Here is a 17201-nt window from a genome sequence, read left to right as displayed (position 1 = left end):
CTTTGGATTTATACAATAATTTAAATACACGAGATAAAGAGCAATTTAAAAAGGTTAGCAATAAATTATTAAGTAATTGCTTTATATGTGGGAAGATAGAATCAAATAGAAATGACTACTATTTTATATTAAGAAACAAAAATATAATTTCAGAATATTTTAGCCCATTAGGATTTAGCCTTGAAATTAATGAAGAGTATAAATGTATTCAACTAGTAAACCTTTTAAACAATAACAGAACAAGATTTACAATATGGGAATCTATAGTTATTTTAATTCTTAGAGCAATATATGATGAAAAAATAAGAGAAATATCGCTAGCTAATGATGTTGTAATTAATATTGGTGATATTCAAGAGAAAATTATAACTTTAAAAATAAGAGATAAACTTATAGATAAGGTTGTATTAAATAATACGTTAAGAATGCTTAAGAGATTCAATATAGTAACAAATTTAGATTCTGATTTAACAATGGAAGATACAAGGATTATAATTCATCCTACAATTTTAATGGCTATTAGAGTTGATGATATAAGAGAAGTTTATAATAAGCTTAAGAATTATAAAAAAGGGGATGAGAATAGTGAAGAAGCTGAAGAAAATCAAGCTGATTAATTGGCATAGGTTTGTAAATGAAACTATAAAAATACATAATTCTGTGTTATTGTCAGGAGAAAATGGAGCAGGTAAATCAACAATACTAGATGCAATTCAGCTTGTTTTAACATGCTCAAAAAGTCACTTTAACAAAGCTGCAAATGAAAAGAGTAAAAGAAATTTAGTTGGATATGTTAGATATAAAACAGGAAAAGAAGATAAACCATTTGAGAGAACAGGATTTATTACATCACATATTGCACTAGAGTTTTTAGATGAAGACAAAAATAAAAGTTTTATCATCGGAGCTGTTATAGATTCATCATCAGATGTTAATGAAAAAACAATATGGTACAGAATCAATAACTCTACTATAGATGATGAAATATTTATGAATGGTAAAGCACCAAAATCAATTGATGAGTTTAAAAGAAAAAATAATATAAAGTCATTTAGCAGTATGGCAGAAGCTAAACGAAACTTTAGACTTGTTTTTGGTAATGTAAATGATAAGTTTTTTGAACTTATACCAAAGGCTATTGCATTTAAACCTATAGATGATATTAAGGAGTTTGTTTATTCATATGTATTAGATAAAAAAGAAGTAAGGATAGATGAGCTAAAAAATAATGTTAGGGCGTATCAAGAATTTGAGCAAGTTTTAAAAACAATAAAGATTAAAATGTCAAAGCTAGAAGCTATTAATAATGATTATGAGGAAATAGTTAAAAATAAAATTAATGTACGAAAATATAAGTATTACAAAAGTAGAATAGAAGAATTAATAAAGGAAGAAGAAATTTCAGGTTTAGAAAGAAGTATAAAAAAAGCAGAGTTAGCTAAAGAGGATTTAGAGAAAAGAATTATTGAACTAACCTCTGAAATTATTAATCAAAGAAAAACTAAAAGTATTTTAGAGAATGAACTAATAAATAATAAGGATTATATAGCCTTAACAAGAGTTGAAGAAAGTATAGCAAATTTAAAGGTTGAATTAAAAGAAATAAAATTTACCAAAAATAAGTTTGACGATGAGCTTAAAAAGGTTATTAAAAATATAAATGAGATAAAAGCTAGTAACATAGAACTAGATGAAGTAGAAGAGTTATCAAATAAATTAGAAGAGTATTCTAAGGTTGGTTTAAAAGAAGGTTTGGAAATAGAAATAGATTCTTTTATAAAAGTTAGAGATGGATTAAAATCCAATTATCTTAGTGAAAAAACAAGAGCTGAAATAGAAAAAGAAAAGAAACAAGAAGATAAAAAAGTACTTTATAAAAAAATAACAGATTTAGAAAAGAAAAAGCTGGATTATGATGCTAAGGTAATAAAGTTAATTGATGAGATTCAAAGTACTTTCAAAAGAGCATCAAAAACTGTAGAGCCAAAGATACTTTGTGAAATGTTAACAATAACAGATGAAGCATGGAAAAATGCAGTTGAAGGATATTTAAATACACAAAGATTTTATATTTTAGTTGCACCAGAGGATTTTGATTTAGCACAGAAGGCTTATGAGAAAGCAAAGAAGGAATATAATATTCACTCTATAGGTTTAATTAACACAGGTGGCTTAGAGGAGTTTGATAATCCAAAGGAAAATTCTTTAGCGACAATGGTTACTTCTAAAAGTATTTGGGCTAGAAGGTTTGTAAATAAGCTTTTAAATAAAGTTATTTTATGTGAAAAAGGTGAAGAATTAAAAAAACATAAATGTTCTATTACAAAGGATTGTATGTTATATCAAAATAATGTAGTTAGAGCGATTAATCCTGAAATTTATAAAAAGCCATACATTGGTGAGGATGCCTATAAGATTCAACTTGTTCAAGCAAAGAAAGATTTAATTGAGGTTGAAGAGGAACTTAAGGATATCGAGACACAAATAGATGGATACGAGAATAGCATAAAATTATTAGAAAATGAAGCTATTGTATTTATAAAGCATAATTTAGATATAGTACTAAAGTATATAAAATCAGTAGATAAATTAAAAGCGTTAGAAAATGATAAGGTTGCATACACAAAAAATAATTCATTTATAAAAAAACAACTTTTAATAAACTCTTTAGAAGAAACAATCAAAGATTTAGAAATTAAAGAAAGAACTGTGTATCAAAATATTGGAGCAGAAGAAAGTACAATTAAAAATACAAAAATAAAATTCGATTATGCTATATGTGAATTAGAGAAATGTAAAAGAGACACTTTAGAAATAAGAAATCAAATGACTAATATTTTAAGTGATCCAGAAAAGGAATGTGAAAAGATAATTGCTAATAAGTCATTATACAAAGCTTTAGAAGACACATCTCAAGCAAAAGATAGGTTTACAACCCGTATTGATAATATTACAAAGGATATGCAACAAAAAATGTTTAATTATAAATCTGAGCATGACTTTGGTGGAGAAGCAAGTATTGATGGTGCTAAGGAATTTATAGAAGAGTATGATAAGTTAGTAAAATCAGAAGTTCTTGATTATGAAGAAAAGGTTCAAAAAGCTAAGCAAAATGCGGAGCTAGAATTTAAAGAGCAATTCTTATCAAAAATAAAAGAGAATATAATAACAGCACAAGATGAGTTTAAAAGCTTAAATAGAGCTTTGAAAAATGTTGAATTTGGGAATGAATCATATGAATTTAAATATAGTGAAAGCAAAAAGTATAGCAAATACTATAAAATGATTATGGATGACTTAAATATGCTTGAAGGTTTCTCACTTCTAAGTGGTGAGTTTAATAATAAGCACCAAGAAGTAATAAATGAGCTTTTTGAAAGACTAACAATTGATGAAGAGGAAAGCTTTAAAGCTTTAGAGGAGTTTACAGATTATAGAACGTATATGGATTATGATATTTTAGTTAAGCATGCAGATGGAAGCAAAACATTATATTCAAAGGTTAGTAAAGAAAAGAGTGGTGGAGAAACTCAAACACCTTTCTATGTAACAATCGCTGCATCCTTTGTGCAACTATATAAAGAAACTGCAACAAATAGTATTGGAATAATAATGTTTGATGAAGCCTTTGACAAAATGGATGATGAAAGAATAAATGGTATTTTAAAATTCCTAACCAATTTACCATTACAAATTATAATAGCAGCACCTCCAGAAAAAATTCAATATATAGGTCCAAAGGTTAATACTAACTTATTAGTATTAAAGGATGGTAAATACAGTTATGTAGAGAGGTTTGAAATTAATGAATAAGTATGAAAATATAATACTAAATACATTATTAGATAAATATGAAAACTCATTAAGTTATATTGGATTAAATAAAGTAAATCAAACAATACAATTTAAGTTTTTAAAAACTACATTGCCAGATTATTTCAAAGATGATGGAGATTATTTCTATATAATAAATGATACCTGTGAAGCTTTACAGGATAGGAACTTAATAAGAATTTCATGGAAAAATAAAATAGGGCATCTTATAAATAGTGTAGAGCTTGTAAAAGAGAATGCAGATAGTGTTTATAACTATTTAAAAAGGGTAAAAAAGCAAGAAAAGAGTAATAATCTTTTAGATTTGCTTTTTAAATATCAAGATAAACATGAAACATTAATGAGGTTTGCACAGTATATAAATTCACGGTTAAATGAGAACAAAGGAATAAAGCAATATATCAATGATGAAAATCTAGAAGAAGTAGAATGGCTGTTGATTGGTGTAGAAGCTGTAATGAGCAACAAAGAGGAAATATTCCTAAGAGAACTATCAGTAAAGTTGTACAATGATTCCAAAAGGTTAGAATCACTAGAAAAGAAAATAAAGAAAATAATAATAGATTTTAGTGAGGAAAAAGAGGAGTATATGTCTGTAGAAGATTTATTCTCAGAATTTAATATACTAAAAAATCCATCATTTATAACAATTAAAGGAATAGGAGAATTTTCTATAAGAGGTAATACTGTAAACTTAGAAGCCTTTACAAATGGAATCGGAATAAGCAGTTTAGATTTGAATGAACTACAATTTATACCTTGTGATAAAGTATCAAAGATTATAACCATAGAAAATCTTACAAGCTTTAACAGATTTAATGCAGAAGAAGCTATAATTATATATTTAGGTGGTTATCACAATGAAGCAAGAAGAAATTTGTTGAAATCACTTTATAAAATATATAACAATTTATCAGAGTTTTATCACTTTGGAGATATAGATGTTGGTGGACTAAGAATATTAAATCACTTAAGAACTAAGACCGGTATTGATATTAAACCTTTGATGATGAATAAAGAAACTCTAATAACAAATCAAAAGTACTGTAAATCATTAACTAATAATGATATAAAAGCATTGAAAGATATGTTAGAGAGCAGCATGTATATGGAATTTTATGATCTTATTCAATATATGTTAAGTGAAGGTATAAAATTAGAACAAGAAATCATAAGTTTTTAAAGATAAGGGTTACTCGCTATTCCATTGAATTACATTTTAAATAACAGTCCAAATAATTTCAACTTATTGTTTAATCAACATTAAAGTTAGGATATAATAAAAGGTAAGAAAGAAAGTGGAGGTAAGGCAAAATGGAGCAAAAACCACTTCCAATAGGAATAGATAATTTTGAAATGTTAATAACAAGAGGATATTATTTTGTAGATAAAACTCTTCTTATAAAGGATTTATTAGATAATAAAGCTGCAGTAAATTTATTTACTAGACCAAGAAGGTTTGGTAAAACATTGAATATGAGTATGCTTCAATATTATTTTGAAGATAGAAGAAATGAGTTTACTGGAGAGAAAATAGATAACTCTTATCTTTTTGAAGGATTAAATATTAAGGGAGAAAGTGAAAAATATACTAAGTATATTGGGAAGTATCCTGTAATTAATCTTTCCCTTAAATCGGCAAAGCAAGGAAGTTTGGACTTAGCATTTCAATGTATTAGGGAAGAAATTTCAAATTAATTTAAAAGGCATAAATATATAATAGAAAATGACTTATTAAAAACTGAAAAAGAACATTTTATGAAAATTGTAAACAATGATAATGATATGTCATTATATATCACATCACTAAAATTTCTAAGCGATTGCTTAAATAAATACCACAATGAAAAAGTAATTATCTTAATAGATGAATATGATGTACCTCTAGAAAATGCATTTTTTGAGGGATTTTATAAAGAAATGATAGGTTTTATAAGAGCATTATTTGAATCTGCATTAAAAACAAATTCATCATTAGAGTTTTCAGTAATTACAGGTTGCTTACGTATCTCAAAAGAAAGTATTTTCACCGGATTAAATAACTTAAAAATTATTTCTATTTTAGATGATAGATATGCAGAGCATTTTGGATTTACAGATGATGAGGTTATAAAGATTTGCGAAGATTATAATATACAACAAAAGTATGAAACTATAAAGCAGTGGTTCAATGGATATATATTTGGAGAAACAAATGTATATAATCCTTGGAGTGTAATGCAATATGTTGACGACTTAAAGGCTAATATAAATAGATTACCTAAATCATATTGGGCAAATACAAGTTCAAACAGTATAGTAAAAAGTCTTATAGAAAGAGCAGATGATATAACAAAAGGCGAAATAGAGGCTTTAATAGAAGGAAAAACTATAGAAAAACCAGTACATGAAGATATAACCTATGACGATGTTTATGATAATTTAGATAACTTATGGAACTTTATGTTCTTTACAGGATATTTCAAAAAGATAAGCGAAAGAATGGATGAAAATACACAAGAAAACTTTGTAGAGCTTGCAATACCAAACTTAGAAGTAAAGTATATTTTTAGAAATAAGATACTTAAATGGTTTAATGAAAAGATAAAACTTTGTGATATGACAAAAATGTTTAATGCTATAATAAATAAAGATGTAGAATTGTTTGAAATAGAATTAAATAAATTACTTTTAGATACAATAAGTTTTAATGATGCATATGAAAATTTCTATCATGGATTTTTAGCAGGTGTCCTTTCGAATATGAAAGGATATATAGTTAAATCTAATTATAAGGTAGCATCTCATCGTAAGGATGAGATGGGCTGTACCTCTAAGCTCAATACTTCGCTAAGTAGTACATGCCAAGGTGGAACTGGAAGAAGTGATTTATTTATTAAGTCAGTTTCAAGAAGGGGAATTGCTATAGTAGTAGAGTTCAAAATAGCAAATGACATTGATGATTTAGAAAAAAAGCAGATGAAGCTATAAAACAAATAGAATATAGAAAATATGATATGGAGTTTAGAAGTGAAGGTTATAAGAATATTTTCAAATATGGGATAGCTTTCTATAAAAAGGATTGTCTAATAAAAATAAAAGATTAAAAATAGTTTTAGAGTTAATGTTTAGGCTATTAAGCGTTAACTCTTTTTTAGTAGCTAACATCATATGTTTTGTGGGAAAAATATAGCAACCAAATAACAATTGAAAGCATTGTTATTTGGCAGGTTGTTCAATTAGATTATAGATAGGAGGATTTTGATGATTAAAGTTGGCTGGATAGATTTTAGTAGCAAAGATAGAGAAAAAGCTATGGCTGTAATAGATCTTATGAAAGAAAATAGAGCAGTTGATGAACTTGGTATAGGTGTTGTAAGAGATAGATTAGCAGATATACTTTTTCCAGGAACATCTACAATACAAACTAGAGCTAAGTACTTTTTTATTGTGCCGTGGTGTATGATTGAGGCTGAAAAAAACTTTAAGAATAAAGTGGATTATTTAAAAAGACTTAATAATATTGAAACAGATGTTATTAAAGCTTTAATAAAAAATGAGCCATCAAATACTACAGGAATTATAGGTAAAGATTCTATTGGAACATTAAAGAGGAAGCCATCAGAAATTTATTGGAACGGGCTTAGGACTTATAACATTATGCCTTTTAATATTTCTAGAAATCAATATATAAGTTCAATTAAAACTAATAAGAATCACGATGTTGAAGGAGGTGATGACAAGGATAGTTATTATTTAGATAATGATGAGATAAGATGGAATATTACAAAGTTTAGAAAGAATTGGAAAGAGAATCTAACATTATCATTAACAAAAGAAGAAGCAGAATTCTTAAAGGAGAAAATCACAAGATATTATCCAAATTCTCTTTATTCATATATAATAAATAATAAATAATAAAGACATATCATTAGAGGATGAAGATATATATGATTTAACATTTAAGAATACGTTACCGGAAGTAGTTAGAAGCGATTTAGATTTAGCATTAAACTTTGGAAAAGTTATTCATGGTGCTCATATCAGATATAATATTATCTTAAGACAGAAGAATTCAGTAGAAATAGAAGATTACGAAGATTATTGGAATCAATGGTGTAGATTATGTAAAATATTTAAATTCATTAAATGAATTTGAAGGCAGCAAGAAATTTATTAATGATTTAAAGAAAGTTGTTTTTGATTTAGAAGGAAGTATATTTAGTAATATTAATTTTATTCCAATTATAGAAGGTGATTTTCAGAAAGAATTAATAGAAGATGAATGCGATAGTATGCTTAAGATACAGTTGATAGTGTACTAAAGGCTGATTCAAAAAAGATAAACCTAAGAACACACTATTCAGTAAGTTTATCACACAAAAATAATACTGATGCAGCTCAAGGTAGAACAGATAATGTTAGAGATGTATTCAATTCACCATTTAGACCATTTGTTTTAACATCAACGTCAATAGGACAAGAAGGTTTAGATTTTCATTGGTATTGTAGAAAAATAATCCATTGGAATTTACCATCAAACCCAGTAGATTTAGAACAAAGAGAAGGTAGAATAAATAGATATAAAGGTTTAGTTATAAGAAACAATTTAGGTAGAAGATATAATCCTACAAAAAAAGAAAATAATATAATAGACATGTGGAATAATGTTTTTGAAAATAGCGAAGAAAAGAAAGAAGCTCCAAACGATTTAATACCATATTGGATGCTTGGTGATGATAATAGAGATGATATAGTAAAAATAGAAAGAATAATACCATATTATCCATATAGTAAAGATAGTGAACATTTAGAAAATCTACTAAAAATTCTATCAATCTATAGAATATCATTAGGACAAGCAAGACAAGAGGAATTAATAAACTACTTACTTCAAGATAGTAATGAAGAAAAAATTAAAAAAATAAATAAGTTGGTTTTAAATTTATCTCCATTAGAGTAGTTTGAGTAAATCAATTAAGGACTTTGATTCAATTGAAGATATTAACAAATGTTAACGATAAAAACAGAGCCATTTTTTATTGTAAATTTTAAAAGACCAGTAATCATTATTCCTGGTCTTTTAAAAATGTATAATCTACATTAAGAATCTCGGCTATCTCTTTTATAGTTTCAAGTTTTGGAATTCTAACACCTTGCTCCCAATTACAAACGCTAGTAAAGCTCTTATTCAATAAATTAGCAAATTCATGTTGATTTAGATTTCTCTCAAGTCTAAGATATCTTAATTTTTGAGCAAATGTATCTAATTCCATATCTTGTAGTATAATAGTATTAATATTAAACTTTATTACTGAAAACAATGTTGCAAATGTTGCACTTTTGTACACACTGCACATGCTAAGCTTATGACAACTTATTATCCTTTAGAAAAGTTAAGAAAGATACATGGGCTTGAACATGCTAAGTATGTTGATCCTTATGCAGGAAGTAAAGGAAATTCTATAAGGTATTTATCTGTTGCTCCAAGAACTAATGATATGAAGGTTGTTGGAGTTAATAACCTTTTCTGTGCAGGAGAAAAGTCAGGCCTTTTTGTTGGTCATACTGAAGCTATATGTACAGGAAGTTTAGCTGGCCATAATGCAGTAAGACTTATGATGGGAATGCATCTTTTGATTTTCCCTTCATCTATAGCTATTGGTGATTTGATTGCTTATGAAAATGAAAAAGCTGAAACTAGAGAAGGAAGAAAGGATAGATATACCTTTGCTGGAGCTAGTTATTTTAAGAGAATGCAGGAATTAGGACTTTACACTATTGATAAGGATGAAATAGCAGAAAGAGTTAAGAAGCTTAATTTAGATAATATATTTGAGCAAAAGCTTGTTTAGTAATAATAAAAGTCACTTAAAATTTTTATTTTAGGTGACTTTTATTATTAAGAAGGTATAAAGATATGAGTAGAGATATAAATTTAAATTTAAATTTATAAGGAGAGGGTTTGATGTGTAAGTAAAAAAGAAAACAATTTTTAAATTAATAAATATCAATAATAGAAAGAAAATATTTAAAATATAAAAATTAGTAGATAAAAAGCAACATATATACTTTAAAATACAAAATTACACCAAAAGTATTTACAAATGATTCCGTATGTAGTACTTTATAATAAATTAATTAAAGCAAAATATAAACATCATATTGGAATTTAAATTATGTTGTACATTATATTAGATATTTAAATAGCACCATATTGGAATGTAAATTTCGAGTATACCAGTAGAATTGTTACATAATTCAAGTAGAAGTAGCTCCATATTAGAATATAAATCAAGAAGTTATTAAATAAAATATAAATAAAAATTATAAATATAAAACATACTAATGAATATGTATATAAAGTAGTAAAAAATAATTAGTGTAAATATATGCACTAAAAAGCAAAGGAGGTTAATTATGCTATATGATTTTACTTATTACAATCCAACAAAAATACACTTTGGAAAAGATTCTTTAAAGAATTTAAAAGGTGAGCTTGCTAACTATGGAAATACAGTGCTTTTAGCTTACGGAAAAAATGCAATTAAGAAAATAGGATTATATGATGAATTAATAACTATTTTAAATGAAAGTGGAAAGAAAGTAGTTGAATTATCAGGGGTTATGCCTAACCCAACTTATGAAAAAGTATTAGAAGGTGCATCATTAGTTCGTGAGAACAATGTAGATCTTATTTTAGCTGTTGGTGGAGGTTCTGTAATAGATTGTGCAAAAGCAATTTCTGTTTCTGCATATTGTGAGGGTGATTCATTTAAGAAATATTGGATGGACTTTGAACCTTTAAATAATAAGATTGTGCCAGTTGCTTCAGTTTTAACAATGGTTGGTACTGGTTCAGAAATGAATGGTGGATCAGTAATAACAAATGATGAATTAAAAATTAAATCAGGAAGAGTTTTTGGTCCAGAAGTTTATCCAAAGTTTTCAATATTAAATCCTGAATATACATTTACACTTCCAAAGTATCAAATGGTAAGTGGAATATTTGACATTATGTCGCATCTTATGGAACAATATTTTTCAGGAGAAGATAATAATACATCTGATTATGTAATTGAAGGACTTCTTCGTTCTGTAATTGATAATTCAAGAGTTGCGGTTAAGGATCCTAATAATTATGAAGCAAGAAGTAATATAATGTGGAGTGCAACATTAGCACTTAATACTGTTGCAGGATTATCAAAAGAACAAGATTGGGAAGTTCACATGATAGAACATCAATTAGGAGCATATACTGATTGTGCCCATGGAATGGGATTAGCTGCAATTTCTATTCCATATTATAGATATATTTATTCTTATGGATTAGATAAGTTTGTTAGATTTGCAAAACAAGTATGGGGTGTTTCAGAAGAAGGAAAGACAAAAGATGAAGTTGCACAAGAAGGAATTTCATGTTTAGAGTCATTTATTAAGGAATTAGGTATAGTTACATCAATTAGTGAACTTGGAGCTACAAGAGAAATGTTACCACTTATTGCAAATTCTACAGTTTTAGGAGGAGCTTATAAAAAACTTACTGCTGAAGAAGTTTTAAAAATTTTAGAAAACTGTTTTTAATACTTAATTTATTTAATGTGTATTTTCTTAATGGGAAATACACATTTTTTATATTATATAAAAATCAGTATTATTAGTTAAAAAAATATAACTGAAAGTTTGATTTCCAGTTATATTTTTATAAATTTTTAGATAAGATATACTATCATCATAAGAGCAATGTGATAGTATATCTTATCTTTTAGAAAAAGAAGCTTTTGAAATCTTTTTCTAAATTTAGTATTATCATATTAATAGAGAAAAATACATAAATTAAGTAATTTTTATATTTATTTAATTAAATATGCTATATAAACAATTACCATAGCCATCAAATGTACAAACAAGTTCATTACCTATTTTAACACAAATTTCTATATTCAAGTCAGGAACATCATATAATTCAGTTAATTCATTAGTAATTACAAGTCCAAAATTTTGAGCAGCAGAATAAAGTTCTTCCATTTTTGTTTCTTCTATAATAGTTTCATCATCTATTCCTAAATTTCTTAAAGTTGAAACAGAAGTATCGCCTTCATTAATAGTAATTGTTATAGTTTTAGTATCTTTATTTAATGATACATAAAAGTTATATTCAGTATCATCTAACTCTTCTTGTAAGTAATCTTTAGCATCTATATATGGCTGAATATCATTTTTTTTATTTTGGTCTAAATAAAAATCCTCAACATTTGAATTATAATTGTGAGAATCATTTTGAGGGGAGGAAATAGAATTAGGTATATTACAGGAAACTCCTAAACAAGAACAAGAAATAAGTAATCCAATTAGTAATTTTTTCATAAACAATAAATCCTTTTAATTACTTTAATATATTATATTAATGCTTTCTTTTATTTGATATATAAAAATTTTAAAAAAATTTTAAATTAAAGAAATTTATAGAAAAAAGTGGATATAATTATTGATATGATAGGAGGAGTAATATGTGTGGTCATATATCAATATACTATAAAAATAAAGAAGCAGATGGAGTTATTATAAGACAATTAACAAAAAAAATAATTCATAGGGGACCTGATGATACAGGATATTTTATAAAGGATAATATTGCATTTGGATTTAATAGATTAAGTATAATAGATTTAGAAGGTGGGAATCAGCCATTTAAGAAAGAAAATAAAACTATTATATTTAATGGTGAAATATATAATCATAAAGAGTTAAGAAAAGAATTGCTTAAAAATAATAAATTTAATACAAATTCAGACACAGAAGTTTTATTAACAGCTTATATTAATTATGGAGAAAAGTGTTTAAGTAAACTAAGGGGAATGTTTTCATTTATTGTATATGATGAAATAAGCAAAATAGTATTTGGAGCAAGAGATACTTTTGGAATAAAGCCGTTATATTATATAAATAATGATGACTTTATAGCTTTTTCATCAGAATATAAGGCATTAATAAAGTTACTTAAAAATATAAGTGTAGACCATGAAGCATTACAAAATTATTTATCATTTCAATATACTCCTAATTATAACACTATTATTAATGAAATAAAGGAAGTCCCAAATGGTACATATTTTACGATAAATGATGGAAGTTTAAAATTTTATAAATATCATGATATTAAGTTTAGTAATGAAGGAGTAACTGAAAATGAAATTTATGATTGTGTAAATGATTCAATAAAGCATCATATGATAGCTAATGTTGAAGTAGGAAGTTTTCTTTCTGGAGGCATAGATTCTACTATTGTTACAGCTTTAGCAGCAAAGATTAATCCTAAAATAAAAACATTTTCAGTTGGATTTGATGTAGAGGAGTATAATGAATTAACTGTTGCAAAGAAAACAGCTAAATATTTAGGAGTAGAAAACATATCAATAAATGTATCAGAGCAAGATTATATAAAAGCACTTCCCAGTGTAGCTTATTATATGGATGATCCATTAGCAGATCCATCTTGTGTTGGAATTTATTTATTATCAAAAGAAGCCAGAAAACATGTAAAGGTAGTTTTATCAGGTGAGGGTTCAGATGAATTATTTGGAGGATATAATATTTATAAAGAATATTATAGTCTTAAACCATTTTCATATTTACCAGAAGTAATAAAATATGAAGTTAATAAAGTAGCTAAAAAGCTTCCAGATATAAAAGGAAAGAATTATTTATTAAGAGGAACTACTAAGTTGAAAGATAGATATATAGGAAATGCTAAAATATTTAGTAATGAAGAAGTGAAAAATATGGTATATGATTATGATGAAAAAAATACATATAGTGATATTTTAGCAAAGTTATATAAAGAATGTGATAAAAATAATTATGATAGTGTTACAACAATGCAATATATAGATATAAATACTTGGTTAGAAGGAGATATTTTATTAAAAGCTGATAAAATGTCTATGGCACATTCTTTAGAGCTAAGAGTTCCATTTTTAGATACAGAAGTTTTAAAATGTGCTGAAAAATTATCTTTAGCTCAAAAAGTAAGTAAGAAAAATACAAAAGTTTTATTAAGAGAAGCTTTTAAAGATATAGTTCCACCTTATATGAAAGAAAAGAAAAAATTAGGTTTTCCAACTCCTATAAGAGTATGGTTAAAAAGTTATTTAGGAAAGTACGTTAGAGAAATTATTTCTAATGCAAATGTTGATAAACTAATAAATAAAGAATATGTAATTAATTTACTAGATGAACATATAGAAGGAAAAAGGGATAACTCAAGAAAGGTTTGGACAGTATTTATGTTTTGCTTATGGTATGAATTATATGTTGAAGGAAAATCTATAAGTGAATTAGAGTTTAAAAGTGATTTTAATAAAAATGGTGATATGTGCAGGTTAGCATAATGTATGTCTTATAATTAGTTGAGTAATTTTAAAGTTGTTGTATAGAAGTGTAAAAATTTTATATAACAGTTTTTATTTTATATAAGGGGATGTCGCATTAAGAATAAATACTACAATATATTGTGTATAAAAGTTTTAGTGCGACAGCCCCTTACTATTAGTATCATATTTTAACATCTAAAAATTATTTATATATTTATATTATAATATTAAATAAAATCATTAATTTGTAAATTAATATTAAATTCATGCATAATATAGAAAAGTACAAATCTAATATTGGGGGATATAATGAATAAGAAAGTAATAGGTACTATTTGTGGAGTAGTGATTGTAAGTAGTGTATTATCTATTTCAAAATGTGATTATTTTAATAATAAACATAAGGAAATAAATATAATAACTACAACTTCTGTTAAGAATAATTACTTTGTTATTCCTGATAGTAGTACTCGCTATTTAACCGAAGATGATTTAATGGGATTAACTTCAGATGAATTAGAAATTGCAAGAAATGAAATATATGCACGTCATGGATATAATTTTAAGCAAAAAAAGATGATTAATTATTTTAGTAATCAAAGATGGTATGTTAAAAGTAAAAATAAAGTTACAACAGATGATTTAAGCGAAATAGAATATGCTAATGTAATGTTGATAAAAAAGGTTGAAAATGAAGGATTTTCAAATGATGATCAAGATTATTCTAATGTAGATTTTATAATTCCAGATAGCAGTTATAGAAAGGTTACTTCTAAGGAGTTAAAATCATTATCATCTTATGAATTAGCAGTTGCAAGAAATGAAATATATGCACGTCATGGATATATTTTTGTTAGTAATGAATGGAAGGATTTTTTTGTGGGTAGATATTGGTATACTCCAACATCAAAAGATGTAACTCTTAATAGTGTTGAAGAATATAATGTTTCAATGATATTAAAAGAAGAAGCTACAAGATAATAGTAAAAAGGGTGCCTAGGTAAGGCACCTTTTTAAACAAGATAGTTTGATAACATATGTTCTTTCCAATCTCCATTAGGAAGATAAACTGCTTTATAATCAAAAAGTTCATCTTTATCTTTATTATAAAAATAAACATAACATGATTCAATTTCATTACTTTCAAGATTTTCAACTTCAAAAATCATCTTATGATATTCATTTTCAGGATTTCCTTCACCTAAGAACCCTTCCATTGCATCCATTGCTTCTAAAGTAGAATCATAATCAGCTTCGTTAATAACCATTATTTCACCTAATATAGAGTCTTGTCCATTAATTATTGCTGGATATCCCTTATAAGGCATATGATATAATTCAACATTATTTAATTTAGCATTCATTTTCTTTGAAATTTTACCAGATAAGTATTTATCATAATTAAAAAATCCTTCTCTTAAACTTCCATAAACAAAAATATTAATATTTTTCATTTGTAAAAAATCACCGCCAATTATTTTTATAATTATTATTTTAAAATAATAAAAATGACAAGATATATTATAATAGTATTTATTAAAAACAGCAAAGTTAAAATATGTAATATTAATAAATTATTGTTATTTAAAAATGAAAAAGATTAATGAAGAAAGTAATATTTGTTTTAAGCAACTTTTCCCTAAGGTTGAAACTGGTGCTGTAATAGTATGGAAAAATCATCAAGTATTTTCTCCAACAATATATAAATTCATAGAAGAAATTAAAAAGTCATTTAAAGAATAGTAAGAAATCAAAAGAAAATTTTTCATTTATATAAAAATATAATAGAAACAAATTAAAAGAAATTTAAATAATAAAAAAATACCAGTAGAATTTTGAACTGTACCCTATCTATTTGATAGGAGGCAGTTTAATTAGTTATTACTGGTATTTTTTACGTGGAAAAATTAATATAATTTAGTAATATTAATAAAAACTAGAAGTAATTAATGAAAATATATGAGAAATAATAATTTGAATAATAATAAAAGATGTAATAAAAGATGCTATAGTATAGCTAATAGCAAAGCAATAAGGATCAGATTGTTTCTTTTCCTTTAAATTTGATATTCCTTCATATAAGATAATAGTTAAAGCAAGATTTATTACAGATAAAAATAAAATTGCTAATATAGGCATAATTATAGATAATATAATAAATATTATTAATACTGCAGATTCAATAGTAATACCAACACAAGCAACTACAATATATTTTCTAAATTTAACTTTATATTTAAGAATACAATTGTGTATAAAGAAGCAAATTAATGTTAATAATCCAAAGAAAGCAAAGAATGAAAGAATAAATGTTAAAAATATCTTTGAAAAAGGAAGAATAGAATCCAATAGTGCATTTAAGTCAGCTGATATATAAAATAATTCGGCATTTGAAAGTTCAGAACTATCTAAAGTATATAAAAAATTAATTAGTGATTTTGAAAAAGTACTTATCATTCCTTTTAAAGATAGTGTAGATATTAATGAAATTATAAAAGCTGTTACTATAAAATAAAGTGAAGAAAATTTAAGAGAAAGTTTTTCTGAATATTCAATACAACATTTTATAGGTGAAGTAAATATTGAAATTAAAAAATCTTTTATATTTGGAATTGATTCTGTGAATTTTTTTTGAAATTCTGAAATAGCATCATTAGAATTAGTAGAGTTAGTAGGATCAAATGAAAAGCCACAATTTGAACAAAACTTAGAATCGTCTGGAAGTTTTGTTCCGCATCTTTTACAAAACATACAAATTCTCCTTTTGAAATTGATAATATATATATATTAGATTAATGTTAATAATATACTTGAAAATTATAATTATAAAGAGTACTAAAAGTAAAAAAATAAAAAATGAAAATAATAGGAAATATTGACAAAATGAATTAAGAGGGATAATATATTATCATAGTAAATTAAAAACAAATAACTTATTAAGAGTGGTGGAGGGATTGGCCCTATGAAACCCAGCAACCTATTAATAGTTAGTAATTAGTAGTTAGAAGTTAAGGA

13 protein-coding genes and 3 pseudogenes are annotated in these 17201 nt (G+C 25.5%); 12 read left to right on the top strand and 4 right to left on the bottom strand.

Annotation, left to right across the window (positions count from 1 at the left end; translation table 11 throughout):
- Nucleotides 1–2: 2 nt before the first annotated feature.
- The 7 genes and pseudogenes from ACUN06_RS07205 (at nucleotide 3) to ACUN06_RS07175 (ending at nucleotide 8776) form a co-directional block, all read left to right on the top strand.
- A complete protein-coding gene (locus tag ACUN06_RS07205; RefSeq protein WP_449389540.1) occupies nucleotides 3–617 on the top strand; it encodes a DUF4194 domain-containing protein in 615 nt (204 codons plus the stop codon).
- Complete coding sequence (locus ACUN06_RS07200; RefSeq protein ID WP_449389539.1) at nucleotides 586–3813, top strand: ATP-binding protein; 3228 nt, start codon at nucleotides 586–588, stop codon at nucleotides 3811–3813. The genes ACUN06_RS07205 and ACUN06_RS07200 overlap by 32 nt, the downstream gene beginning before the upstream one ends.
- On the top strand, nucleotides 3806–5017 hold the full coding sequence (locus ACUN06_RS07195) for a Wadjet anti-phage system protein JetD domain-containing protein (RefSeq protein WP_449389538.1): 1212 nt from the start codon (nucleotides 3806–3808) through the stop codon (nucleotides 5015–5017). Before ACUN06_RS07200 ends, ACUN06_RS07195 begins: the two co-directional genes overlap by 8 nt.
- A gap of 131 nt (nucleotides 5018–5148) precedes the next feature.
- A pseudogene (locus tag ACUN06_RS07190) lies at nucleotides 5149–6920 on the top strand (AAA family ATPase).
- A 157-nt stretch (nucleotides 6921–7077) separates the two neighbouring features.
- Nucleotides 7078–7731: a DUF6361 family protein gene (locus ACUN06_RS07185; RefSeq protein WP_449389537.1), complete on the top strand. Its 654-nt coding sequence runs from the start codon at nucleotides 7078–7080 to the stop codon at nucleotides 7729–7731.
- Between the two features lie 424 nt (nucleotides 7732–8155).
- Nucleotides 8156–8386 (top strand): annotated as a pseudogene (locus ACUN06_RS07180) (helicase-related protein); the annotation flags it as partial.
- Nucleotides 8387–8470: 84 nt separating this feature from the next.
- Nucleotides 8471–8776 (top strand): hypothetical protein, encoded by a 306-nt coding sequence (locus tag ACUN06_RS07175; protein ID WP_449389536.1) that lies wholly within the window; start codon nucleotides 8471–8473, stop codon nucleotides 8774–8776.
- Between the two features lie 106 nt (nucleotides 8777–8882).
- Here ACUN06_RS07175 and ACUN06_RS07170 read toward each other — a convergent pair whose 3' ends face one another.
- Nucleotides 8883–9164 (bottom strand): helix-turn-helix domain-containing protein, encoded by a 282-nt coding sequence (locus ACUN06_RS07170; RefSeq protein ID WP_204572302.1) that lies wholly within the window; start codon nucleotides 9162–9164, stop codon nucleotides 8883–8885.
- On the opposite strand from ACUN06_RS07170, the pseudogene ACUN06_RS07165 reads away from it, so the two are divergent.
- Together ACUN06_RS07165 and ACUN06_RS07160 are read left to right on the top strand one after the other, a co-directional pair.
- Nucleotides 9165–9668: pseudogene (locus ACUN06_RS07165) on the top strand (FAD-dependent oxidoreductase); the annotation flags it as partial.
- 565 nt (nucleotides 9669–10233) lie between these two features.
- On the top strand, nucleotides 10234–11397 hold the full coding sequence (locus ACUN06_RS07160) for an iron-containing alcohol dehydrogenase (RefSeq protein ID WP_294367860.1): 1164 nt from the start codon (nucleotides 10234–10236) through the stop codon (nucleotides 11395–11397).
- 273 nt (nucleotides 11398–11670) lie between these two features.
- Here the strand turns inward: ACUN06_RS07160 and ACUN06_RS07155 are convergent, their stop codons facing one another.
- Nucleotides 11671–12180: a hypothetical protein gene (locus tag ACUN06_RS07155; protein WP_294162668.1), complete on the bottom strand. Its 510-nt coding sequence runs from the start codon at nucleotides 12178–12180 to the stop codon at nucleotides 11671–11673.
- A gap of 143 nt (nucleotides 12181–12323) precedes the next feature.
- Between ACUN06_RS07155 and asnB the strand changes: the two genes are divergently transcribed.
- The gene (asnB, locus tag ACUN06_RS07150; protein WP_301953814.1) at nucleotides 12324–14204 is read left to right on the top strand and encodes an asparagine synthase (glutamine-hydrolyzing); all 1881 of its coding nucleotides are present in this window, start codon (nucleotides 12324–12326) and stop codon (nucleotides 14202–14204) included.
- Nucleotides 14205–14495: 291 nt separating this feature from the next.
- Nucleotides 14496–15167, top strand: a complete 672-nt coding sequence (locus tag ACUN06_RS07145; RefSeq protein ID WP_303188310.1) for a YARHG domain-containing protein — start codon at nucleotides 14496–14498, stop codon at nucleotides 15165–15167.
- Nucleotides 15168–15199: 32 nt separating this feature from the next.
- Here ACUN06_RS07145 and ACUN06_RS07140 read toward each other — a convergent pair whose 3' ends face one another.
- Nucleotides 15200–15640, bottom strand: a complete 441-nt coding sequence (locus ACUN06_RS07140) for a gamma-glutamylcyclotransferase family protein (protein ID WP_294126175.1) — start codon at nucleotides 15638–15640, stop codon at nucleotides 15200–15202.
- A 136-nt stretch (nucleotides 15641–15776) separates the two neighbouring features.
- On the opposite strand from ACUN06_RS07140, the gene ACUN06_RS07135 reads away from it, so the two are divergent.
- Nucleotides 15777–15929, top strand: coding sequence for a hypothetical protein (locus ACUN06_RS07135; RefSeq protein ID WP_294126174.1), 153 nt, complete (start codon nucleotides 15777–15779; stop codon nucleotides 15927–15929).
- Nucleotides 15930–16112: 183 nt separating this feature from the next.
- Here the strand turns inward: ACUN06_RS07135 and ACUN06_RS07130 are convergent, their stop codons facing one another.
- Nucleotides 16113–16937 carry a zinc ribbon domain-containing protein gene (locus ACUN06_RS07130; protein WP_291733448.1) on the bottom strand — a complete coding sequence of 275 codons (825 nt, stop codon included), beginning with the start codon at nucleotides 16935–16937 and terminating at the stop codon, nucleotides 16113–16115.
- Nucleotides 16938–17201 lie beyond the last annotated feature (264 nt).

Source organism: Clostridium sp. ETTB3 (genome assembly GCF_053571985.1).
Note: the sequence above shows the minus strand (reverse complement) of the source record. Positions and strands in the feature narration are given on the sequence as shown.

Excerpts from the sequence above, each read along its gene's own strand:
- ACUN06_RS07195 (WP_449389538.1), top strand. The coding sequence starts at position 3,806 with ATGAATAAGTATGAAAATATAATACTAAATACATTATTAGATAAATAT.
- ACUN06_RS07185 (WP_449389537.1), top strand. The coding sequence starts at position 7,078 with ATGATTAAAGTTGGCTGGATAGATTTTAGTAGCAAAGATAGAGAAAAA.
- ACUN06_RS07140 (WP_294126175.1), bottom strand. The coding sequence starts at position 15,640 with ATGAAAAATATTAATATTTTTGTTTATGGAAGTTTAAGAGAAGGATTT.
- ACUN06_RS07160 (WP_294367860.1), top strand. The coding sequence starts at position 10,234 with ATGCTATATGATTTTACTTATTACAATCCAACAAAAATACACTTTGGA.
- ACUN06_RS07155 (WP_294162668.1), bottom strand. The coding sequence starts at position 12,180 with ATGAAAAAATTACTAATTGGATTACTTATTTCTTGTTCTTGTTTAGGA.
- ACUN06_RS07135 (WP_294126174.1), top strand. The coding sequence starts at position 15,777 with ATGAAAAAGATTAATGAAGAAAGTAATATTTGTTTTAAGCAACTTTTC.
- ACUN06_RS07130 (WP_291733448.1), bottom strand. The coding sequence starts at position 16,937 with ATGTTTTGTAAAAGATGCGGAACAAAACTTCCAGACGATTCTAAGTTT.
- ACUN06_RS07175 (WP_449389536.1), top strand. The coding sequence starts at position 8,471 with ATGTGGAATAATGTTTTTGAAAATAGCGAAGAAAAGAAAGAAGCTCCA.
- asnB (WP_301953814.1), top strand. The coding sequence starts at position 12,324 with ATGTGTGGTCATATATCAATATACTATAAAAATAAAGAAGCAGATGGA.
- ACUN06_RS07145 (WP_303188310.1), top strand. The coding sequence starts at position 14,496 with ATGAATAAGAAAGTAATAGGTACTATTTGTGGAGTAGTGATTGTAAGT.